The sequence below is a fragment of the Sulfitobacter sp. KMM 9851 genome (genome assembly GCF_057178245.1).
This window is the reverse complement of the sequence record NZ_CM169991.1, coordinates 2,380,481-2,401,996: the sequence shown is the minus strand read 5'-3', so window position 1 is coordinate 2,401,996 and position 21,516 is coordinate 2,380,481. Positions and strand designations below refer to the sequence as shown.

The 21,516-nt window shown below is 60.7% G+C and carries 21 protein-coding genes; 18 read left to right on the top strand and 3 right to left on the bottom strand.

Features of this window, described 5'->3' with window-relative positions:
* The first annotated feature begins 27 nt into the window (after positions 1-27).
* The 7 genes from AC1965_RS11875 to AC1965_RS11845 all read left to right on the top strand — a co-directional run bounded on the left by AC1965_RS11875 (position 28) and on the right by AC1965_RS11845 (position 7,826).
* A complete protein-coding gene (locus AC1965_RS11875; protein ID WP_483884082.1) occupies positions 28-627 on the top strand; it encodes a LysE/ArgO family amino acid transporter in 600 nt (199 codons plus the stop codon).
* Positions 628-681: 54 nt separating this feature from the next.
* Entirely contained in the window at positions 682-1,599 is a 918-nt protein-coding gene (locus AC1965_RS11870) for a DMT family transporter (RefSeq protein ID WP_483884081.1), read from the top strand.
* Between the two features lie 72 nt (positions 1,600-1,671).
* On the top strand, positions 1,672-2,247 hold the full coding sequence (gene betI, locus AC1965_RS11865) for a choline-binding transcriptional repressor BetI (RefSeq protein ID WP_483884080.1): 576 nt from the start codon (positions 1,672-1,674) through the stop codon (positions 2,245-2,247).
* Positions 2,244-3,752 carry a choline-sulfatase gene (gene betC / locus AC1965_RS11860; protein ID WP_483884079.1) on the top strand — a complete coding sequence of 503 codons (1,509 nt, stop codon included), beginning with the start codon at positions 2,244-2,246 and terminating at the stop codon, positions 3,750-3,752. Before betI ends, betC begins: the two co-directional genes overlap by 4 nt.
* A 51-nt stretch (positions 3,753-3,803) precedes the next feature.
* Positions 3,804-5,261 (top strand): betaine-aldehyde dehydrogenase, encoded by a 1,458-nt coding sequence (gene betB, locus AC1965_RS11855; protein ID WP_483884078.1) that lies wholly within the window; start codon positions 3,804-3,806, stop codon positions 5,259-5,261.
* Between the two features lie 157 nt (positions 5,262-5,418).
* The gene (betA, locus tag AC1965_RS11850) at positions 5,419-7,077 is read left to right on the top strand and encodes a choline dehydrogenase (protein ID WP_483884077.1); all 1,659 of its coding nucleotides are present in this window, start codon (positions 5,419-5,421) and stop codon (positions 7,075-7,077) included.
* A gap of 65 nt (positions 7,078-7,142) precedes the next feature.
* Positions 7,143-7,826: a thermonuclease family protein gene (locus AC1965_RS11845; RefSeq protein ID WP_483884076.1), complete on the top strand. Its 684-nt coding sequence runs from the start codon at positions 7,143-7,145 to the stop codon at positions 7,824-7,826.
* On the opposite strand, the gene AC1965_RS11840 is transcribed toward AC1965_RS11845, so the two are convergent.
* Positions 7,827-9,227, bottom strand: a complete 1,401-nt coding sequence (locus tag AC1965_RS11840) for a helix-turn-helix domain-containing protein (RefSeq protein WP_483884075.1) — start codon at positions 9,225-9,227, stop codon at positions 7,827-7,829.
* An 89-nt stretch (positions 9,228-9,316) separates the two neighbouring features.
* On the bottom strand, positions 9,317-10,531 hold the full coding sequence (locus tag AC1965_RS11835; protein WP_483884074.1) for a multidrug effflux MFS transporter: 1,215 nt from the start codon (positions 10,529-10,531) through the stop codon (positions 9,317-9,319).
* A gap of 169 nt (positions 10,532-10,700) precedes the next feature.
* On the opposite strand from AC1965_RS11835, the gene AC1965_RS11830 reads away from it, so the two are divergent.
* From AC1965_RS11830 to AC1965_RS11800, 7 genes are all read left to right on the top strand, one after another.
* Positions 10,701-12,233, top strand: a complete 1,533-nt coding sequence (locus AC1965_RS11830) for an acyl-CoA carboxylase subunit beta (protein ID WP_483884073.1) — start codon at positions 10,701-10,703, stop codon at positions 12,231-12,233.
* A gap of 24 nt (positions 12,234-12,257) precedes the next feature.
* Positions 12,258-12,602: a hypothetical protein gene (locus tag AC1965_RS11825; protein WP_483884072.1), complete on the top strand. Its 345-nt coding sequence runs from the start codon at positions 12,258-12,260 to the stop codon at positions 12,600-12,602.
* A gap of 25 nt (positions 12,603-12,627) precedes the next feature.
* The gene (locus tag AC1965_RS11820; protein ID WP_483884071.1) at positions 12,628-13,050 is read left to right on the top strand and encodes a DUF6497 family protein; all 423 of its coding nucleotides are present in this window, start codon (positions 12,628-12,630) and stop codon (positions 13,048-13,050) included.
* 214 nt (positions 13,051-13,264) lie between these two features.
* Positions 13,265-13,411 (top strand): hypothetical protein, encoded by a 147-nt coding sequence (locus tag AC1965_RS11815; protein ID WP_483884070.1) that lies wholly within the window; start codon positions 13,265-13,267, stop codon positions 13,409-13,411.
* Between the two features lie 84 nt (positions 13,412-13,495).
* Complete coding sequence (locus AC1965_RS11810; protein ID WP_483887034.1) at positions 13,496-13,843, top strand: hypothetical protein; 348 nt, start codon at positions 13,496-13,498, stop codon at positions 13,841-13,843.
* A gap of 319 nt (positions 13,844-14,162) precedes the next feature.
* Positions 14,163-14,375 carry a hypothetical protein gene (locus AC1965_RS11805; RefSeq protein ID WP_483884069.1) on the top strand — a complete coding sequence of 71 codons (213 nt, stop codon included), beginning with the start codon at positions 14,163-14,165 and terminating at the stop codon, positions 14,373-14,375.
* A 149-nt stretch (positions 14,376-14,524) separates the two neighbouring features.
* Positions 14,525-16,552, top strand: coding sequence for an acetyl-CoA carboxylase biotin carboxylase subunit (locus tag AC1965_RS11800; protein WP_483884068.1), 2,028 nt, complete (start codon positions 14,525-14,527; stop codon positions 16,550-16,552).
* A gap of 42 nt (positions 16,553-16,594) precedes the next feature.
* On the opposite strand, the gene AC1965_RS11795 is transcribed toward AC1965_RS11800, so the two are convergent.
* Entirely contained in the window at positions 16,595-17,050 is a 456-nt protein-coding gene (locus AC1965_RS11795; protein ID WP_483884067.1) for a DUF4174 domain-containing protein, read from the bottom strand.
* A 99-nt stretch (positions 17,051-17,149) separates the two neighbouring features.
* Here AC1965_RS11795 and AC1965_RS11790 point away from each other — a divergent pair, with 99 nt between their 5' ends.
* From AC1965_RS11790 to AC1965_RS11775, 4 genes are all read left to right on the top strand, one after another.
* A complete protein-coding gene (locus tag AC1965_RS11790) occupies positions 17,150-18,172 on the top strand; it encodes a hypothetical protein (RefSeq protein ID WP_483884066.1) in 1,023 nt (340 codons plus the stop codon).
* Entirely contained in the window at positions 18,123-20,264 is a 2,142-nt protein-coding gene (gene scpA, locus AC1965_RS11785; RefSeq protein ID WP_483884065.1) for a methylmalonyl-CoA mutase, read from the top strand. The genes AC1965_RS11790 and scpA overlap by 50 nt, the downstream gene beginning before the upstream one ends.
* 141 nt (positions 20,265-20,405) lie before the next feature.
* Positions 20,406-21,017: a VOC family protein gene (locus AC1965_RS11780; RefSeq protein WP_483884064.1), complete on the top strand. Its 612-nt coding sequence runs from the start codon at positions 20,406-20,408 to the stop codon at positions 21,015-21,017.
* Positions 21,014-21,496 (top strand): N-acetyltransferase family protein, encoded by a 483-nt coding sequence (locus tag AC1965_RS11775; protein ID WP_483884063.1) that lies wholly within the window; start codon positions 21,014-21,016, stop codon positions 21,494-21,496. Before AC1965_RS11780 ends, AC1965_RS11775 begins: the two co-directional genes overlap by 4 nt.
* Positions 21,497-21,516 lie beyond the last annotated feature (20 nt).

Here is a 21,516-nt window from a genome sequence, read left to right as displayed (position 1 = left end):
TATTGTCCGGCCCGGAGCCTGCACCCCATGTACCAGTCCTTTCTGCCCGGCTTTGCCCTAAGTCTGACGCTGATCCTTGCGATTGGGGCGCAGAATGCCTTTGTCTTGCGTCAGGGGCTGCGGCGCGAACATGTGTTTGCCGTCTGTCTCACCTGCGCCGTGTCCGACGCGCTGCTGATTGCGGCAGGCGTCGCCGGGTTTGGCGCACTCGCAGAGGCTGCCCCCTGGTTCGAGATGGTGATGCGATTTGGCGGGGCGGCGTTTCTGCTGTGGTATGGCTGGCGCAATGCGGTGTCGGCCTGGCACGGTGGCGACGTATTGGAGGCCGATGGCGGCGCCGCACGCAGCCTGCCGCGTGCCATTCTGACCTTGCTGGCGCTCACATGGCTCAATCCGCATGTCTATCTCGACACGCTGGTGCTGCTCGGCTCGATCTCGGCGCAGTATTCTGATCGGGCGGCGTTTGGCGCCGGCGCGGTACTGGCCAGCTTCGTGTTCTTCTTCACCCTTGGCTATGGGGCGCGCCTGCTGGCACCGCTTTTTGCCCGACCCCGCAGCTGGCAGGTGCTGGATGCTGTGATCGCGCTGACGATGTGGGCGATCGCAATTAAATTGATTGCGATGTGAAGAATTTTCTCCGCTGATCTTGCCCTTCCCGGTGGATTGGGAAAGGGTCGCGCCATGACACAAACCGTCGAAGCTTCTGCCGTTGCACACCGCCCTGTGGTCGGGATTTTCTGGATGTTGGTGACGGGGGCCTGTTTTATCATGGTGACGGCGCTGGTCAAACATATGGGGCCACGATTGCCCGCAGCCGAAGCTGCATTTCTGCGCTATGCCATCGGCTTGGTGTTTATGCTGCCGATCTTGCGCTCGCTGGTGGCAACACCGGTCAGCGGCCGTCAATGGCGCCTGTTTGGCCTGCGCGGGCTGCTGCATGCCGTGGGCGTAATCCTGTGGTTCTATGCCATGACACGCTTGCCCATCGCCGAAGTCACGGCGATGAATTACCTCGCGCCGATCTATGTCACCGTGGGGGCCGCGATATTCCTGGGCGAACGATTGGCCGCGCGGCGGATCGTGGCGGTCTGCCTGGGGCTGGCGGGCGCGGCGATCATCTTGCGGCCGGGGTTTCGCGAGGTCTCAAGTGGTCATCTGGCGATGCTGGTGGCGGCGGTGGTCTTTGCCGGATCGTACCTGCTGGCCAAGCTTTTGGCCGACGAGGCGCGCCCGGCGATGGTGGTCGCGATGCTGTCGATCTTTGTCACCCTTGGGCTGGCGCCCTTTGCCCTGCCGGTCTGGATCGCGCCGACCGGGTATGAACTGCTGTTCCTGGCGGCGGTGGCATTTTTCGCCACAGCGGGGCATTTCACCATGACACTGGCATTTGCCGCGGCACCGGTGACGGTGACGCAGCCGGTAACTTTTCTGCAACTGGTCTGGGCGACGCTGCTGGGCCTCGTGGTGTTCGGCGAACCGGTCGACATATGGGTGGTGCTGGGGGGCGCTGTCATTCTGGGGTCAGTCACATTCATCACTTGGCGCGAGGCGATGCTAAAGCGACAGATTACGCCACCTTCGCTTGCCGCCAAGGTCTGAGGTTTTTCTTGATTGACGGGTCAATAAAGAGTCACCTATCCTAAGGCGGTCAACCGCCAAGGATCGAATCCAATGCCCAAGGTCGGAATGGAACCCATTCGCCGCGATGCGCTGGTCAAAGCGACCATCGCCGAAATCGGTGCTGCGCAGTCGCTGGATGTGACCGTAGGCCAGATCGCCAAACGTGCGGGCATGTCGACGGCGCTGGCGCATCATTATTTCGGCGGCAAGAACCAGATATTTCTGGCCGCAATGCGCCACATTCTGTCTGAATATGGCGATGAGGTGCGCAAGCACTTGGCCAAGGCCAAGACCCCGCGCGACCGCGCCGCTGCAATTATCATTGCCAGCTTTGACGAAACCTATTTCGCCCCCGGCACGGTGGCGGCCTGGATGACCCTTTATGCCGCATCGCGCACCAGCCCGGACACAAAACGCCTGCTGATCATCTATCAGCGCCGCCTGCGATCCAACCTGCGCCATGCCCTGCGCGATATCAGCACCACGCCCGAGGCCGATGCCGATACGCTGGCCGCTCTAATCGACGGGCTTTACCTGCGCGCGGCCCTGTCGCGGCGTGGCACGGCTGACGCCGCGCGCACCAGCGCCTTGTCGACCCTCGACCTGTTGCTGAAAGCCGCCAAATGACCCAGCCCAATATCCTGATCCTGATGGTGGATCAGCTCAACGGCACACTCTTTCCCGATGGTCCCGCCGATTTCCTATATGCGCCCAACCTGAAAAAACTGGCGGCCCGGTCGACCCGGTTTCGTAACTGCTACACGGCCTCACCCCTCTGCGCGCCGGGGCGGGCGGCATTCATGTCAGGCCAGTTGCCTTCGGCCACAGGCGTCTATGACAACGCGGCAGAGTTCTGTTCGTCGATCCCGACCTACGCCCATCACCTGCGCCGCGCGGGCTATCACACCTGCCTGTCGGGCAAGATGCATTTCGTCGGCCCCGACCAACTACATGGTTTCGAGGAACGCCTCACCACAGACATCTATCCCGCCGATTTTGGCTGGACGCCCGATTACCGCAAACCGGGCGAACGCATCGACTGGTGGTATCACAATATGGGGTCTGTCACCGGCGCAGGCGTGGCCGAAATATCCAACCAAATGGAATACGACGATGAGGTCGCCTTCAACGCCACCCGCAAGATTTACGACCTGTCGCGCGGGCTGGACAAACGCCCCTGGTGCCTGACCGTCAGCTTCACGCACCCGCATGATCCCTATGTCGCGCGGCAGAAATACTGGGACCTCTACGAGGACTGCGATCAGCTGCGCCCGACGGTGCCTGCAATCCCGTATGACGAACAGGACCCTCATTCCAAACGCATTTTCGATGCCAACGACTGGCGCAGCTTTGACATCACGGACGACGACATTACCCGTTCGCGCCGCGCCTACTTTGCCAACATCAGCTACCTTGACGACAAGGTGGGCGAGATCCTTCAAACGCTCGAAGATACGCGGCAAGAGGCGATCATTCTCTTTGTGTCCGACCATGGCGATATGCTGGGCGAACGCGGCCTATGGTTCAAAATGTCCTTCTTTGAGGGCGCCGCCCGCGTGCCGATGATGATCTGCGCGCCGCAGATGACACCGGGTCTACAGAAAACCCCGGTCAGCAACATCGACGTCTGCCCAACACTGTGCGACCTCGCGGGCGTCAGTATGGACGAGGTTATGGAATGGACGACTGGCCAGTCGCTGGTGCCGATGGGGCAGGGCGTGGCACGTACCGAACCCGTCGCCATGGAATACGCCGCCGAAGCTTCCTATGCACCGATGGTCTCGCTGCGCGCGGGCGCATGGAAATACAACCGCTGCGCGCTCGACCCCGAACAGCTCTTTAACCTCGACGACGACCCACACGAGCTGAGCAACCTCGCGAATGATCCCGCCCACGCGGACACATTGAAAGATTTCCGAACCCAGGCAGATGCCCGCTGGGATTTACCCGCCTATGACGCCGATGTGCGCAAATCCCAGGCCCGCCGCTGGGTGGTCTACGACGCGCTGCGCTCGGGGGGCTATTACCCTTGGGATTATCAACCCCTGCGTCTCGCCTCCGAACAATACATGCGCAACCACATGGACCTGAATGTGCTGGAAGAAAACAACCGCTTCCCCCGCGGAGAGTGATCTCTCTTTTTGGTCTTAAATATTCCTCGCCGAAGGCAAGAAAGTTCTGCAATGCCCTATGATACCCAACCCAAGGCCAGCCATTTTATCGCTGGTGAATACATCGAAGACACCGCAGGCACGCCGATCCCGGTGATCTACCCCGCCACGGGCGAAGTCATCGCGACGGTCCATGCCGCGACACCTGCGATTATCGAAAAAGCCATCACTGCCGCCAGATCAGCGCAGGCCGCATGGGGCGCGATGACTGGCACCGAACGCGGCCGCATCCTGCGCCGCGCCGCCGACATGATGCGCGACCGCAACCATGATCTGTCGGTGCTGGAAACATGGGACACTGGCAAACCCTATCAAGAGACCTCTGTGGCTGATGCCACCAGCGGCGCGGACGCGCTGGAGTATTTCGGCGGGCTAGCGGCGACGTTGACGGGCGAACACATCCAGTTGGGCGAAAACTGGGTCTATACCCGGCGCGAACCCTTGGGGGTTTGTGTCGGCATCGGTGCGTGGAATTATCCCACGCAGATCGCCTGCTGGAAAGGCGCGCCTGCGCTGGCCTGCGGCAATGCGATGATTTTCAAACCCTCCGAAACCACCCCGCTTTGCGCGTTGAAAGTTGCCGAGATATTGCACGAGGCAGGCTTGCCCGCCGGACTGTTCAACGTGGTGCAGGGCATGGGCGACGTCGGCAATGCCCTGGTGACGGACCCGCGCGTCGATAAGGTTTCGCTGACAGGCTCCGTGCCCACGGGCCGTAAGGTCTACGCCGCCGCTGCCTCGGGGATCAAACACGTCACCATGGAATTGGGCGGTAAATCCCCGATGATCGTGTTCGAAGACGCTGACATCGAAAATGCCGTCGGCGGCGCGATCCTGGGCAACTTCTATAGTTCCGGTCAGGTCTGTTCCAACGGCACGCGGGTCTTTGTGCACAAAGACATCAAAGAGGCCTTCCTTGCGCGGCTCGCGGAACGCCTGGGCAACGCGGTGGTTGGCGACCCGATGGACCCAGATACCAATTTTGGCCCGATGGTCAGCGAAAACCAAATGAACATCGCGCTGGGTTATATCGCCAAGGGCAAGGCTGAAGGTGCGCGTCTGGTCTATGGCGGGGAGCGCATCGAGCGTGACGGCTTTTTCATGCAGCCCACCGTTTTTGCCGATGTCACCGACGATATGGTAATCGCCCGTGAAGAAATCTTTGGTCCCGTTATGGCGGTGCTTGATTTCGAGGATGAGGCCGAGGTGATGGCCCGTGCCAACGACACTGAATTCGGCCTCGCCGCAGGGGTGTTCACCCGCGATATGGCCCGTGCCCACCGCGTGGCAGCCGGGTTCGAAGCGGGCACATGTTTCATCAACAGCTACAACGACGCGCCCGTCGAGGCCCCTTTTGGCGGATCGAAAAATTCTGGTGTCGGGCGCGAGAACTCCAAGGCGGCGATCAACTATTACAGCCAGTTGAAATCTGTCTTCGTACGTATGGGCGATGTCGAAGCGCCATTCTAGGCGCCGATGAACGAAGGCTGAGCGGTGCTTGAAGGATCAGTCTGATCCGTCAAGTCGCCACCATAAGGATGGAATGCGATTTCCCGCCGCCAAGGACAAGCCACGCGCTGCGTTGCGCGACCCTGGGTGTGCGTGGGATCACGGAAGGTAAGTGACTATGGAAGCTGAATTTGTAATTGTGGGGGCCGGGTCGGCGGGCTGTGCGATGGCCTACCGTCTGGCCAAGGCCGGGCGGCGCGTTATCGTCATCGAACATGGCGGCACGGACGCAGGTCCGTTTATCCAGATGCCAGCCGCACTCAGCTATCCGATGAATATGGCGCGCTACGATTGGGGCTACAAATCAGAGCCAGAGCCGCATCTGGGCGGGCGCCGACTGGCCTGTCCGCGCGGCAAGGTCATCGGCGGGTCATCGTCCATTAACGGGATGGTTTATGTCCGTGGTCACGCAATGGATTTTGACCATTGGGAGGAAACGGGCGCGCAGGGTTGGGGGTTCGCCGATGTGCTGCCCTACTACAAACGCATGGAAAGCTGGCACGATGGCGGCCATGGCGGCGATGCGACTTGGCGCGGCACCGATGGCCCGCTGCACGTCTCGCGCGGGCCACGCGCCAATCCGCTATTTGACGCCTTTGTGCAGGCCGGCGCACAAGCAGGTTACCCGGTGACTGACGATTACAACGGCCAGCAGCAAGAAGGCTTTGGCCCGATGGAACAGACCGTGTGGGGCGGGCGGCGCTGGTCGGCGGCCAACGCCTATCTGCGCCCGGCGCAAAAGACCGGCAACGTCACGCTGATCCGTGCGCTGGCCCGCAAGGTGGTAATCAAAGACGGGCGCGCCGTGGGCGTTGAGGTCAAACGCGGTGCGCGCATCGAGGTGATCCGCGCCACGGGCGAAGTCATCTTGGCCGCATCGTCGATCAATTCGCCCAAGCTTTTGATGCTGTCGGGCATTGGCCCCGCCGCGCATCTGGCAGAGCATGGCATTGATGTGGTCGCAGATCGCCCCGCCGTGGGCCAGAACCTGCAAGACCATTTGGAGCTGTATATCCAGATGGCCGCAAGTCAGCCGATCACGCTCTATAAACACTGGAACCTGCTGTCCAAAGCCGTAATCGGGGCGCAGTGGCTTTTTACAAAGACGGGCATGGGGGCGTCGAACCAGTTTGAATCTGCGGCTTTCATCCGCTCGAAGCCCGGCGTGCAATACCCTGATATTCAATACCATTTCCTGCCGATCGCCGTGCGCTACGACGGGCAGGCGGCGGCAGAGGGGCATGGGTTTCAGGCCCACACCGGGCCGATGCGGTCAAAATCCCGTGGTGACGTCACGCTGCGGTCTTCTGATCCCGCTGACGACCCGGTGATCCGTTTCAACTACATGTCACATCCCGATGACTGGGAGGAATTTCGCACCTGTATCCGGCTCACCCGCGAGATTTTCTCGCAGGAGGCGTTCAAGCCGTTCGTCAAGCACGAGATCCAGCCCGGTGCCCATTTGCAAAGCGATGACGAACTCGACGGCTTTATCCGCGAGCACGCAGAGAGTGCCTATCATCCCTGTGGCACCTGCCGGATGGGGGCCGCGGATGACGTGCAAGCGGTGGTCGATCCTCAGGCGCGGGTGATTGGGGTTGAGGGGCTGCGTGTGGCCGACAGTTCGATTTTTCCGCGCATCACAAACGGCAACCTCAATGCGCCGTCCATCATGGTGGGGGAGAAAGTTTCGGACCTGCTGCTGGGCCTTGATCCGTTGCCGCGCGCCAATGATGAACCTTGGCTGCACCCCAACTGGCAAGTGGCGCAGCGGTAGGCGTGCGTTAACCTTTCTTAACAAAGGGACTTGCCCGGTGGCCAGTCTGGCGGCATACCTGCGCCATGTTAAGAATTTGTTCATGTTTTGCCCTCACGCTGTTTTTGGCGGCGGCGTTCGGGCCGGTCGCGCAGGCGGACGAGGTGATCGTCGGCACTGCGCGGGTCATTGACGGCGATACATTCGATGTGGCGGGGCAGCGTATCCGCTTGCACGGCATCGACGCGCTCGAGGCGGCGCAAACCTGCCAGACCGAGGGGGGACAGCCCTGGGCCTGCGGCGACTGGACCACGCGGCAGGTGCGGGACCGTTATCAAGGCGCGCAGATGCGCTGTGACGCACTGGACCGCGACCGCTATGACCGGATCGTGGCGCGCTGTATGGCGGATGGCCGGGATGTCGGGCAGGCGCTGGTGCAGGACGGGCTGGCCTTTGCCTATCGTAAGTATTCGATGGCCTATGATTTGGACGAAAAGGCCGCCTTTGTCGCCGGGCGGGGCATACATGGCTTCAAAACCACCTCACCTGCACGCTACCGCGTCACAAGGCGCAGCGGCGCTCCGATGACGGTGCAGTCTAACGGCGACTGCAAAATCAAAGGTAATATCAGTGCCAAGGGCACGCGTATCTATCACCTGCCGGGGCAGGAGTTCTACGCCAAGACCCGGATCAACACGGCCAAGGGTGAGCGCTGGTTTTGCACCGAGGCCGAGGCGCGCGCGGCGGGGTGGCGGCGCGCCAAGCGCTGATCACTCTACCCGGTAGGGCAGCACGTCGCGCAGATTTGGGTCCACCACCAGTTGGCGTTCCAACGGCGGCACGGACCGCTGATGGCAGTCCTTACGCTCGCAGATACGGCAGGAAATCCCAATCGGTTCAAATGCCTGCGCGCGGTTTATGTCCAGCCCATCGGCATAGACCAGTGCGGGCGCATGGCGCACTTCGCAGCCCAATGCGATGGCATAGCGTCGCACCGGCGCGCCGAAGCGCCCCGCAGGTTTGGAGATGTCGCGCGCCAGAGAGATGTAGCGCACGCCATCGGGAGTTTCGGCGAGTTGCCGCAGGAACCTGCCCGGCGTCTCGAACGCACGGTGCACGTTCCACAGCGGACAGGCGCCGCCAAAGCGGGCAAATTGCATCCGTGTGGCCGAGTGGCGTTTGGTGATGGTGCCCGCCTGATCCACCCGGACAAAGAAAAATGGAATCCCCTTTGCGCCGGGGCGCTGCAATGTCGACAGGCGGTGCGCAATCTGTTCAATGGACGCGCCGAAATGCCCGGCCAGAACCTCCAGATCATGGCGGCAGGCTTGGGCTTTTTCCTGAAATGTCGCATAGGGCAGCAGGGCAGCCCCGGCAAAATAATTGGCCAGACCAATCTTGGCGATATCGCGCGCGGCCCGGCTGTGGAAACGCGCCAGATCCAGGGTCGCCTCCAGCAGGGCGTCTTGCCGGGTCAGCGCCATTTGTAGCAGCAGTTGAAAGGTCTGGGTTTCGGGCGCGGCACGGGCCGAGATGCGCAGCGTCTTGGTGGGGGGGTCAAAGGCGCGCAGGCGGTCGGCGTCGTCAAAGATCACCTGGACGCCGGCATTGGCGAGCGACGACACCGCCGCGACGCGCATGTTGCGATGCCCGCCTTCGCGCGATGCAAAATGTTCGGCGGCGCGGTCGACGGCGTCGATATAGTTGTCGCAATAGTGAAAGAAATCGCGCACTTCTTCCCAGGGCGATGGCGTTGCACGGGCGTCTTCGCGCCCCAGCGCCTCGTCCAGCGACGCCAGTCGTTCATGCACCTGACGGTAATTCTGGTGTAGCGTGAGAAAGGCATGGGCCAACCCCGGTGCGTTGGAGGCGGTCAGGCGAATGTCGGCCATGCCGGGCATGTCCCCGGCAAACACCGGGTCCGCCAGCGCCTCTCGCAGATCACTGACCAGACGCTCGCCATCGCCGCTGCTCAGTTCGGTTACATCCAGGCCGAACTCAGACGCAAGTGCCAGTACGACATTTGTACTGACCGGGCGATTGTTGTTTTCCATTTGGTTGAGATAGGGCAGGGAAACCCCCAGGCGGGCGGCAAAGTTCTTTTGCGTCAGCCCGACGCGGGTGCGGGTCTCGCGTAATTTGACGCCAGCGTAGAGTTTCTGAATCGCCATTCCGCCCGCCTTTGCAAGTTTGCAGTTTGCAACAGCCTAACTTTGCAAACCAACCACCGCAAGGTGGCGCGGGTATAGTTAACGCCGGATTAAAGCCCCAATGCTTTTTCGCGGCGGATCACCACCCAGATCGACGCCACCCCAGCCATTGCGGTGATCAGCATCAGCCATAGCAGTGGATATGCCCCGCTTTGCGGAGTCAGAAGCGCCCCGGCCAGCGCGCTGAGTGCGGCACCGCCGACAATCATGATCGCACCACCCAGCCCCGATGCCGTGCCGGCCAGATGTGGCCGCACCGACAGCATACCGGCGGTCGCGTTGGGAATACACAACCCGTTGCCAAGGCCGACAAGTGTCATCAGGCCGAAAAAACTGATCGGGGTGCCATATCCCGCAAGAAAGATCAGCAGCGACACGATGCCGCCCACCGCATTCGCGATACAGCCCCAGAGCACCAGCTTGTTGACGCCGTGTTTGGTGGCCGTGCGGGCGGTGATGAAATTGCCCACGAAATACCCGATTGCAGGGGCGCCAAAGTACAGGCCCAGAACCGCGGGTTCCATGCCGAACACCACCGTGCCGACGAATGGCGCGCCGCCCAGATACGCAAAGAACGCGCCTGAACAGAACCCGGACGCCAGCGCGTAGCCCCAAAACCGTGGCGAGCGCAGCAACTCGGGGTATTCGCCAAATTGCTGGCGCAGGGTTTTGCCCGTGGCCCGCGCGGTTTCGCCCAAGTCGGCCCAAGTGATGAGCCCAACCAGACCGCCTAAGATAAGCAGCGCCCAGAACGATGCCTGCCAGCCAAAGTTTTGTTCAAGCACGCCGCCGACAGCCGGGCTGATCATTGGGACCAGCGCCATGCCCATGGTGACATAGCCGATCATCGAGGCAGATTGGTCTTGGGTATAAAGGTCGCGGATCACGGCGCGGCTTAGGACCATACCGGTCGCTATCACCGCCTGCGCCATGCGGAAAAACAGGAACGTCCCGATATTTGGCGCCAAAAGGCAGCCCGCCGTGGCAACCACAAACAACGCAATCGCCCAAAGCATCACGCGACGGCGCCCCAGATTATCTGATATCGGGCCGACAAATAACTGCAAGAAGCCGCTGAAGAGCAGATAAAGCGGCACCGATAGCTGCATTGCGGCATAATTTGTGCCGAAATAGTCGGCCATCGCGGGCAGGCTGGGCAGAAAAATGTTCATCACCATGGCCGACAGCCCCGCAAGCAGGATCAGGGTGGCGATGTGGGGCGGGGTCGTTTTGTCTAAGAAACGAACGCGGGGCGCAATATACATGCAAAAGGAATTATGCCTGGCTCTGGATATTGTCCATGGGCCGCCAGGTAATTTGCAGCTTTGCGATTTGCTATCTCAATGCTGCAATATATTTGCAAATTTGCAAAATTGCGCTTTGGTTGCCCTGCCTGCTTCGATAGAATGGCAAAAATTATAGCAGGGGTGCGTCATGAAAGACATTCTCGAACAGTTGGAACAACGCCGCGAAGCCGCCCGTATGGGTGGGGGCCAGGCGCGCATTGATGCGCAGCATAAACGGGGCAAACTGACAGCCCGCGAGCGGGTCGATCTGCTGTTGGATGAGGGGTCTTTCGAAGAGTTTGACATGTTCGTTGCCCATAGGTGCACCGATTTTGGTATGGAAAAACAACGTCCTGCGGGTGATGGTGTTGTCACCGGGTGGGGCACCATCAATGGGCGGCTTGTCTATCTGTTCTCTCAGGATTTTACCGTGTTCGGCGGATCGCTGTCCGAAACCCATGCGCAAAAAATCTGCAAGATTATGGATATGGCGGTGCAGAATGGCGCACCGGTGATCGGGATCAATGATTCCGGTGGCGCACGCATCCAAGAAGGTGTGGCTAGTCTTGCGGGCTATGCGGAAGTCTTTCAGCGCAACATCGAAGCCTCTGGTGTGATCCCGCAAATCAGCGTGATCATGGGGCCTTGTGCTGGTGGTGCTGTCTATTCACCAGCGATGACCGACTTTATCTTTATGGTCAAAGACAGCTCTTACATGTTTGTCACCGGGCCGGACGTGGTGAAGACAGTGACAAATGAAGTTGTGACTGCTGAGGAACTGGGTGGCGCGCGCACTCATACGTGCAAATCATCGGTTGCCGATGGGGCCTTTGAAAATGATGTCGAAGCCTTGGCCGAGGTCCGCCGTCTGGTTGATCTGCTGCCCGCCAATAACCGCGAAAAACCCCCGGTGCGCCCGTTCTTTGACGATCCTGATCGGATTGAGCCGTCATTGGATACGCTGGTGCCGACCAATGCCAACACGCCCTACGACATGAAGGAGCTAGTCCTGAAACTGGGCGATGAGGCAGATTTTTATGAAATTCAGGCCGAGTTTGCGAAAAATATCATCACCGGCTTCATCCGCATCGAGGGCCGCACCGTGGGCGTGGTGGCCAACCAGCCAATGGTGCTGGCGGGGTGTCTGGATATTGACAGCAGCCGCAAGGCCGCACGCTTTGTACGGTTCTGCGATGCCTTTGAAATTCCGATCCTGACACTGGTTGATGTGCCCGGGTTCCTGCCCGGCACGTCACAGGAATACGGCGGTGTGATCAAACATGGTGCGAAATTGCTGTTTGCTTACGGCGAGGCGACAGTGCCGATGGTCACCGTGATCACCCGCAAGGCTTATGGCGGGGCCTATGACGTGATGGCGTCCAAACATCTGCGCTCGGATTTCAATTATGCCTGGCCCACTGCCGAGGTCGCCGTGATGGGGGCCAAAGGGGCCACAGAGATCATCCACCGTGCCGATCTGGGTGACGCTGAGAAGATCGCGCAACACACTGCCGATTACGAGGCGCGTTTTGCCAATCCATTTGTCGCGGCGGAACGTGGGTTCATCGACGAGGTGATCCAGCCGCGTACCACGCGCAAACGGGTCGCGCGGGCCTTTGCATCGCTGCGCAATAAGAAGGCGAGCATGCCGTGGAAGAAACACGATAATATTCCGCTGTAACGGTTTGGTTGAAGGGGGCGTATGATGGCCAGACAAACAGAACAATACCCAAACGGTTGGCCGTGGTTGTTGGCGGTCACCGTCTATCTGAGCGGGAAACTGCTGGTTCGCCTCATGGTGACAGCCGGGGAGTACGCAAGCCGTACGACGATCTGGCTGGATATTTTCATCACCATTGCTGTGATGTGGGCCGCGGTGCATTTTGCACGGCAGGTTCGCGCGCACCCCGACAGCGAACCGGGGCGCATTGCGTGGGCGAACCGGCTCTGTGGCGTCGCGATCGTCGCCGGTCTTGGTCTGCTTTTGCTGCGTTTGGTGCCAGAGCATGGCTGGAGCACAGGGCATTGGTCATATGACTACCGCAAGTAATATCTGCGCCACAGCTGCCAGGCGGATGCTGCGTCTATCCGCCGCTCTAGGTCAGCAGCGCACCTTTGCGGCGGTGTTTGCGACCGCTCTGACGCTGGGCGCCAGCCCCGCGCTGGCCATCGACGTGCCGTCGGGCCAGCCTGTCGAACTGCAAGAGGTATTGGTCGATGATCTGGGCGACGAGGTCTGGCTGCGCTTTCGTTTTATCGCGCCGCAGATCGCCCGCGAGGCGGGTGCGATCCCTTATGATGTAGCTGCACCCGACATGGCGCACCTGTGCCAATCCATGGCCTTGCCCTACATCACGGAATATGCGCTGGAGGGGCAAGTGATCGTTGTCTCGCTGGCGGATCGCGCCACCGAATTTGGGGTGCCCGACCCTGACGCGACACAGTTTTTTGAGGCCTTCCGTCCACTGGACGGGGCCTGCATCTGGGAAGGTTTGTAATGCGACCACTATATCTTGGGGCGTTTCTGGCGCCCAAGGCAACAAATGAGGCTTTGGAGTCACATCACCGCCGATTGAGCGACACCCCATATCCATCGCCAACTGAATCGCTTATGGTGTGGCCAAGGAATACCCTAGTATCCCTTACCTCAGAATCGGGGCAGGCGAGGCGTATCGCAGTGCCGAGCCCCACTAACAGTGACAGGAGACTTAGATGTCGAAGAGCATCAAATTGCTGGCAGCTTTCGGACTTATCGCTGCCGTGGCCGCATGCACAAGCGGCCAGACAGAAGAAGAATACGTTGTGGTTGACCCGGAGCCCATTTCGGTCGAACCAGTCTACACCGGCAAGTACAAGTAATGTCGGCCGGCAGCAGGCGTTCGCGCCTGCTGCCATCACTACCGGCACCCCTGCAATCGGGAGGGGTGTGTGATGCAGGCATATATGCTGAAACATCGCGGTTTTCCGGGGCGTCTGCCCGGCACCGATTTCCAATTCACCATTCGGCGGCCCAACCCCAAGGGCGTCACACCAATTACAAAGCGCGAACGCCGGTCTGACCGACGTCCGCCCGACAAACGCGCCGACGCCGCCTTTATGAAGGCGCTGTGGGAAGCTTTTGGCGAACACCCGTTTGAGCGCGGCAATCTGGATGCGGGGCGGCTTTCCTGGCTTTTCGGCCGTGAGGTGCTGCCTGCGACAGATCCGTTTGACCCGGCCAGCTATGAGGCGCTGTTGGTGTTGAACGTACCCGTGGCACGCGCGTCGTTCCCCGAGGCATTCGACACGTGATCGGCGCGTTGTCGCCAGTTGCGTTGCGCGTTCAGCGCCGCTTTGCCGATTTCCGCCGAGCCGGGATTGGCCCCTTGGCCGCGTCGGCTGTTTCGGCCAATGTCTATCCTGCGGGGCGGGTTTCATTATATAGATCCGCTCAGCATCAAGACCATACCCCTTCCCCTAACGGGCAGCAGGCCAAACCCTTGGAATTGCTGTCCGATTTTTCCAGTGGGCGCGGGCAGGGTTACACAGAGGCAACAGATAACTCCGGGCGGGAACCAAGCAAGGCTCCCTGCGTTAACGGAGTAGGCAGAAGCAGTGAAGGAACAGGTCAATGTCCATCCATAAGATCATTATCGCGCTTGGCGCATGTGCCGGGTTGGCCGCTTGCGGCGACAACCTTGGCGAACAGGCACTGGGCGGGGCAGCCATCGGCGCCGGTGCTGCTGCGATCACCAGCGGGTCGTTGCTGCAAGGTGCAGCGATCGGTGCTGCGGGCAACGTCGCCTATTGCCAGCTCAACCCCGGAAAGTGCCGCGGCTACTAATACCGCCGCCCATCCTTTCCTTCTGACAATCAAGGATCACGCCGCACCCCGGCGTGCCCGTTGTCTTGATCCATTTTTAACACCACGCACCGCGCAGCCTCGGCTGACGCGGCTTTTTGCGTTGATCACAAGCAGCAGAGGAACCGCCCATGTTTGACAAAATCCTGATCGCCAACCGGGGTGAGATCGCCTGTCGCGTCATCAAGACCGCCAAAAAGATGGGGCTGACCACAGTCGCCATCTATTCGGACGCCGACGCGCAGGCGCTGCACGTGCAGATGGCGGACGAAGCGATCCACATTGGGCCACCGCCTGCCAACCAGTCGTACATTGTCATCGACAAGGTGATGGCGGCGGTCAAGGAAAGTGGCGCACAGGCCGTGCACCCTGGTTACGGTTTCCTCAGCGAAAATGCTAAGTTTGCCGAAGCGCTTGAGGCCGCCGGGGTCGCCTTTGTTGGCCCCCCTGTTGGTGCCATCGAAAAGATGGGTGACAAGATCACGTCGAAAAAGATCGCGCAGGAGGCCGGTGTGTCCACCGTGCCCGGCTATATGGGGATCATCGAAGACGCCGAAGAAGCCGTGAAAATTTCCCGCGAGATCGGCTATCCGGTGATGCTCAAGGCGTCAGCGGGCGGTGGCGGCAAGGGGATGCGCATTGCCTGGGACGACGACGAGGCGCGCGAGGGATTTCAAAGCTCCAAGAACGAGGCCGCCAGCAGCTTTGGCGATGATCGGATCTTTATCGAAAAGTTTGTAACCCAGCCGCGGCACATTGAAATTCAGGTGCTCTGTGATGCGCATGGCAATGGCATCTATCTGGGCGAACGCGAATGTTCGATCCAGCGCCGTAACCAAAAGGTTGTCGAAGAGGCGCCGAGCCCCTTTCTTGACGAAGCGACCCGCAAGGCGATGGGTGAACAGGCCGTCGCGCTGGCACAGGCCGTGGGTTATACCAGTGCCGGGACGGTCGAATTCATCGTTGATGGCGCCCGAAATTTCTACTTTCTCGAAATGAACACCCGGTTGCAGGTGGAACATCCGGTCACTGAAATGATCACTGGCGTCGATCTGGTCGAACAGATGATCCGCGTTGCCAACGGAGAAGAGCTGACGATCAGGCAATCTGATGTAAAGCTGAACGGCTGGGCCATCGAAAACCGGCTCTATGCCGAAGACCCATACCGTGGCTTTCTGCCCTCCATCGGCCGTCTGACCCGTTATCGTCCGCCTGCCGAGGTCACGCAGGATACCCATGTCGTGCGCAATGATACCGGCGTGTACGAGGGCGGCGAAATCTCCATGTATTATGACCCGATGATCGCCAAGCTGTGCACTTGGGCGCCGACGCGGGCCGAAGCGATTGAACGGATGCGTGTCGCGCTGGACAGTTTCGAAGTCGAGGGCATTGGGCATAACTTGCCATTCCTGTCGGCGGTGATGGATCACCCGATTTTCATCGCAGGCGAGATGACGACCGCCTTTATTGCCGAAGAATTCCCCGAGGGATTTACCGGCGTTACCCTGCCCGAAGACGCGCTGCGCCGCATTGCCGCCGCCACGGCCGCGATGCACCGCGTCGCCGAAATTCGCCGCGCGCGGGTGTCCGGGCGGATGGACAACCACGAACGTAAAGTTGGCAGCGATTGGAATGTCGCCGTGCAGGGTCAGTCGTTTAACCTGCGCATCGACGCCGACCGCGACGGGGCGACCGTGGTGTTTGGCGATGCGGTGACGGGTCAGGTGCCGGCCGACAGCAAGACCATCCGCGTCAGCGGGGATTGGACGCCGGGCAACCAGTTGGCCAATATGACGGTCGATGGCGAGCCGTTGGTGATGAAAGTCGGCAAAATCTCGGGCGGGTTCCGTATTCGCACCCGGGGCGCCGACCTCAAGGTGCATGTGCGCACCCCGCGTCAGGCCGAACTGGCTGCCCTGATGCCTGAAAAAATGCCGCCCGACACCTCCAAACTGCTGCTCTGCCCGATGCCGGGTCTGGTGGTCAAGCTGGAGGCACAGGTCGGTGACGAGGTGCAGGAGGGCCAGATTCTATGCACTATCGAAGCCATGAAGATGGAAAACAACCTGCGCGCAGAGAAAAAGGGCGTGGTCAGCAAGATCAACGCAGCGGCAGGCGACAGCCTGGCGGTGGATGATGTGATCATGGAGTTCGAATAGGGTGCAACCGGATCGGAATCAGCGGAGCAGGGGGAGCGGGCATCAACGGATGACCTTGCGGTCGTTGCTTTCCCTGATCTCGCGTTGGCGCGAGGGCATCTTGTCGATGCTGCGGGTGATTTCGCGCACGTCCCACGGGAAGGGTTTGCGCAACTCAACCCGGCCTTCCTTGTCCATCAGCACCAACATGAACCCGCGTGGGCGCAGTTTCAGCCGCATCGCGCTGCGCCCGGCGGGGTCCGTGTCGGTCAACACAATGACGTCGCGCAAGCGTAATTCTTCTTCGCGGGCATGCAGATATTCCATCTGCGCGACAAACGCGGGGTCGTCTTCACCATCCGCAAAGACCAGAACAGGCCGCTTTTTCCAAAGGAATTCGCTCAAATCAGCCATATCTGCCGTCAAGAACAGTGGATCAGTTTCTGGCGTGGTGACATCCTGCGCAAGGCTGGCGCTGGCGAATAACCCTGCAATAACAAGCGGTATAAGACGTTTCATTCAGGCTCCTGTTCTTACTGATATAGGGGTTGGCGGGGCAATTGCGAAGGGTAAACCGGGGCATTTTCATATTAAGCTCATTGCAAGAGGTCTGACGGCATGACTGGGGCGTTCCCCGCGTCTTGGCCGTTCGGGGCGGTCGTTGTCACTGCATTGGGCCGCGCCGTCATGGATATCATTCTGCACATCGGGGCGCATCGCAGCGGCACCACCAGTTTCCAGCATTATTTGCGCGACAGCCATGCGGACCTGTCCGAACAGTCCATTGGCTATTGGGGTCCGGCGCGCACCCGGCAATCGGTTTTTCCAGGGCTGTTTCCCAAGCCAGCGGCGGCCAAGGGGCGCAACCTGTGTCGCCGGGCCGAAGGCCGCGTGCAGATGCAGGTGGCGCAATGCCTTGACCGCGGCGTAACGCATCTTCTGGTCAGCGATGAAAACATGATCGGCTCCTCTTGCCACAGCCTGCGCCAGCGGAAGTTATACCCCGCCATCGGCGAACGTATGGCCCGCATCGGCAGCGCGTTTGGCGGAATTGTCAGCCGCGTGGTGCTGAGCACGCGGGCACAAGACCTGTGGTGGGCCTCTGCCGCCGCCTATACCGTTGCACGTGGCCACCGTGTGCCGGACGCCGCCGCACGCGAAGAGATTGCGCGCAGCCCGCGTGGATGGCGCGATGTGATCACCGATCTGGCCTGCGCCCTGCCGGAGGCCGAGATTCGCATCGCCCCATTTGAACAATACGCAGGCCGCGCTGATGCGCTGCTCAACACCTGTTTGGATATACCGGCCCCCGCCCCGCGCGAGGTCCGCTGGCTCAACCGTTCGCCCAATTTGCCGGCCCTGCGCCGCGCCTTGGTTGAACGCGGAGAAGACCCTGCCATCCTGCCCGACGATACGGGCCGCTGGCAGCCTTTCAGCGCCGCACAAGTGGCGGCGTTGCAAGAACAATACGCCGATGATCTGTTCTGGCTGACCGCCGGGGCCGATGGGCTGGCCACACTGACAGAGGACCCGACCCGGAAAAGAGCAGGCATCAGCCCGCCGCCGGGCGACATGACAAGAGGACAATCACATGACATCCGACCCCAAGAGCGACAAGGCACGCTGGCGCCATCTGGCTGAAGGCGAACTGCGTGGGCGCGGCCCCGATGATCTGGTCTGGCATACGCTTGAAGGCATCGCTGTACAGCCCGTGTACACCGCCGAGGATATCGCCGGCCTGACCCATTTGGACGGTATCCCGGGCGACGCGCCCTATACACGCGGCGTCAAGGCGACGATGTATGCCGGCCGCCCCTGGACCATCCGGCAGTACGCCGGGTTCTCGACCGCCGAGGAATCCAACGCCTTTTACCGCCGCGCACTGGCGGCAGGGCAGCAGGGCGTATCGGTTGCCTTTGATCTGGCGACGCACAGGGGATACGACAGCGACCACCCACGCGTCGAAGGGGATGTTGGCAAGGCCGGTGTGGCCATCGACAGTGTCGAAGACATGAAGATCCTATTTGACGGTATCCCTCTGGATCAGGTGAGCGTCAGCATGACAATGAACGGCGCGGTTATTCCCATCCTCGCCAGCTTCATCGTGGCGGGGGAAGAGCAGGGGCATGACCGGGCCAAGCTTTCCGGTACGATCCAGAATGACATCCTCAAGGAATTCATGGTGCGCAACACCTATGTATATCCGCCGGAACCGTCGATGCGGATCATTGGGGATATCATCGAATATACCTCGGACCACATGCCGAAATTCAACTCGATCTCGATCTCGGGCTACCACATGCAAGAGGCCGGTGCGAACCTTGTGCAGGAGCTGGCCTTTACCCTTGCCGACGGCCGTGAATATGTCCGCACTGCCATCGCGGCGGGCATGGACGTCGACCGTTTTGCGCCGCGTCTGAGCTTTTTCTTTGCCATTGGCATGAATTTTTTCATGGAGGCCGCGAAACTGCGCGCCGCGCGCCTGCTCTGGTCGCGCATCATGGCCGAGTTTGAACCGAAAAACCCCAAATCCTCCATGCTGCGCACCCATTGTCAGACGTCCGGCGTAAGCCTTGCCGAACAAGACCCGTACAATAACGTCGTGCGCACTGCCTATGAGGCGCTGAGCGCGGTTCTGGGCGGCACCCAGTCGCTGCACACCAATTCGCTGGATGAGGCGATTGGCCTGCCCACCGAACATTCTGCGCGTATTGCCCGCAACACTCAGTTGATCCTGCAAGAGGAAACCGGAATCACCAATGTCGTCGATCCGCTGGCGGGCAGTTATTATGTTGAAAGGCTAACCCATGATCTAGCCGAAGCCGCCTGGACACTGATCGGGGAGGTCGAAGAACTGGGCGGCATGACCAAGGCCGTGGCCTCTGGCATGCCCAAGCTGCGCATCGAAGAGGCGGCGGCGACCCGGCAGGCGGGCATTGACCGTGGCACCGAAGTGATCGTCGGCGTGAACAAATACCGCCGCGAAAGCGAAGACCCGATTGATATTCTGGACGTTGATAACGTTGCCGTGCGCGCAGGCCAGATCAAACGGCTGGAACGTATCCGGGCCGAACGGGACGAGGCGGCCTGCACCGCCGCGTTGGATGAACTGACACGCCGCGCAGCCGAGGGTGGCAATCTGCTCGACGCCGCGGTCGAAGCCGCGCGCGCGCGCGCCACAGTGGGGGAAATCAGCATGGCGATGGAAAAGCAATTTGGCCGTCATCGCGCCGAAGTTAAAACCTTGTCGGGTGTCTATGGCGCAGCGTATGAGGGCGACGCGGGCTTTGCCGCGATCCAGAAGTCAGTCAGCGATTTCGCCGAGACCGAGGGCCGCCGCCCGCGCATGTTGGTCGTAAAGATGGGCCAAGACGGACATGACCGAGGTGCCAAGGTGATCGCCACCGCATTCGCCGATATCGGATTTGACGTAGATGTTGGCCCGCTGTTCCAGACCCCCGCCGAAGCGGCGCAGGACGCGGTGGATAACGATGTGCATGTCATCGGTATTTCCAGCCAGGCGGCAGGGCACAAAACGTTGGCACCGCAGCTTATTCAGGCGCTGAAGGAGGCCGGGGCAGAGGATATTCTGGTGATCTGTGGCGGGGTGATCCCGCAGCAGGATTACAAGTTCCTTCAGGATGCGGGCGTAAAGGCGATCTTTGGCCCCGGCACCAACATTCCCGCTGCGGCCGAGGATATTCTAAAACTCATTCGCAGCGCGCGCGGCTGATCCTACGTCATGGAGGAGGCCGACTGCCTCCCCCTGACACCCTCTAAAGGATATTTATGGCCAATAAGGAAAGGCACGGCTAGCGCGCAGGCTCTGGCCGATACCTTATGACGCGTGTCGCAATGATTTGGGAGAACAGGGATGGAATTGGATCATATCGCGGTGGCTGGACTCACCCTTGCCGAGGCGGATGCCCATGTGGCGCAGGCGCTGGGTGTATCGTCACAACCGGGTGGCCAGCATGACGTGTTTTTCACCCATAACACGCTCTTAGGCTTGAATGACGGCCTTTATCTTGAGGCGATTGCCGTCAATCCTGACGCGCCTGCGCCCGACAGGCCGCGCTGGTTTGATCTGGATCGGATCAGCGGTCCGCCCCGGTTGAGCAACTGGATTTGCCGCTGCGATGATCTCGACGCAACATTGGCCACATTACCTGAGGGCTTTGGCGCGCCGGTGGAATTGCAGCGCGGTGATCTGCGCTGGCGCATGGCAGTGCCGCAATCCGGCATCCTTCCCTTTGACAACTGCGCGCCTGCGTTGATCGAATGGGGCGGTGACGCGCATCCGGCGGCGCGGCTGGCGCCTTCGAACTGCCGGTTGAGCGGACTTGAGGTGCATCACCCTGACGCGGCTGCGCTGGCCGAAATGCTTGCTCCGCTGCTAAACGATACCCGAGTGAGCTTTCACCCCGGGCCTGCGCGGCTGTTAGCCACCTTTAAGACACCGCAGGGCGCGCGGGTGCTGTCGTGACCCTGCGCGCCGCAACCCCGCTAGATGCCACGCGTATTGCGGCACTCTGGAATGTGATGATCCGCGATAGTCTCGCAACATTTACCACCGCCGAAAAGTCTGTGGCAGAGGTTGAACAGATGATAGCCGACCGCCCCGGGGCCTTCTGGGTTGCCGGGCGGGCCGTGCAGGGATTTGTCACCTTTGGCACCTTCCGCAACGGGCCGGGCTATGCCAGCACGGTGGAACATTCTATCGTGATCGCTCCTGCGGCGCAGGGCTGCGGGCTGGGCCGCGACCTGATGACGCAAGCCCTGACCGGGGCCGCAGCCAAGGGCCATCATGCGATGATCGCCGCGATCAGCGGGGCCAACCCCGGCGCGGTGTTCTTCCATGAAACGCTGGGTTTTGACCGCGTCGGCCAACTGCCGCAGGTGGGCCGCAAGTCAGGGCAATGGCTGGACCTCATCCTGATGCAGAAAAACCTTTCCACACCCTGACTTCTCCGGCACGGGTGGTT

Coding starts and splice junctions, on each gene's coding strand:
- AC1965_RS11810 (WP_483887034.1), top strand. CDS start 13,496: ATGCTGAAACATCGCGGTTTTCCGGGGCGTCTGCCCGGCACCGATTTC.
- AC1965_RS11830 (WP_483884073.1), top strand. CDS start 10,701: ATGAAAGACATTCTCGAACAGTTGGAACAACGCCGCGAAGCCGCCCGT.
- betI (WP_483884080.1), top strand. CDS start 1,672: ATGCCCAAGGTCGGAATGGAACCCATTCGCCGCGATGCGCTGGTCAAA.
- betB (WP_483884078.1), top strand. CDS start 3,804: ATGCCCTATGATACCCAACCCAAGGCCAGCCATTTTATCGCTGGTGAA.
- AC1965_RS11870 (WP_483884081.1), top strand. CDS start 682: ATGACACAAACCGTCGAAGCTTCTGCCGTTGCACACCGCCCTGTGGTC.
- AC1965_RS11840 (WP_483884075.1), bottom strand. CDS start 9,227: ATGGCGATTCAGAAACTCTACGCTGGCGTCAAATTACGCGAGACCCGC.
- AC1965_RS11780 (WP_483884064.1), top strand. CDS start 20,406: ATGGAATTGGATCATATCGCGGTGGCTGGACTCACCCTTGCCGAGGCG.
- AC1965_RS11815 (WP_483884070.1), top strand. CDS start 13,265: ATGTCGAAGAGCATCAAATTGCTGGCAGCTTTCGGACTTATCGCTGCC.
- AC1965_RS11825 (WP_483884072.1), top strand. CDS start 12,258: ATGGCCAGACAAACAGAACAATACCCAAACGGTTGGCCGTGGTTGTTG.
- AC1965_RS11790 (WP_483884066.1), top strand. CDS start 17,150: ATGACTGGGGCGTTCCCCGCGTCTTGGCCGTTCGGGGCGGTCGTTGTC.
- AC1965_RS11805 (WP_483884069.1), top strand. CDS start 14,163: ATGTCCATCCATAAGATCATTATCGCGCTTGGCGCATGTGCCGGGTTG.
- betA (WP_483884077.1), top strand. CDS start 5,419: ATGGAAGCTGAATTTGTAATTGTGGGGGCCGGGTCGGCGGGCTGTGCG.
- AC1965_RS11835 (WP_483884074.1), bottom strand. CDS start 10,531: ATGTATATTGCGCCCCGCGTTCGTTTCTTAGACAAAACGACCCCGCCC.
- scpA (WP_483884065.1), top strand. CDS start 18,123: ATGACATCCGACCCCAAGAGCGACAAGGCACGCTGGCGCCATCTGGCT.
- betC (WP_483884079.1), top strand. CDS start 2,244: ATGACCCAGCCCAATATCCTGATCCTGATGGTGGATCAGCTCAACGGC.
- AC1965_RS11845 (WP_483884076.1), top strand. CDS start 7,143: ATGTTAAGAATTTGTTCATGTTTTGCCCTCACGCTGTTTTTGGCGGCG.
- AC1965_RS11800 (WP_483884068.1), top strand. CDS start 14,525: ATGTTTGACAAAATCCTGATCGCCAACCGGGGTGAGATCGCCTGTCGC.
- AC1965_RS11820 (WP_483884071.1), top strand. CDS start 12,628: ATGCTGCGTCTATCCGCCGCTCTAGGTCAGCAGCGCACCTTTGCGGCG.
- AC1965_RS11795 (WP_483884067.1), bottom strand. CDS start 17,050: ATGAAACGTCTTATACCGCTTGTTATTGCAGGGTTATTCGCCAGCGCC.
- AC1965_RS11875 (WP_483884082.1), top strand. CDS start 28: ATGTACCAGTCCTTTCTGCCCGGCTTTGCCCTAAGTCTGACGCTGATC.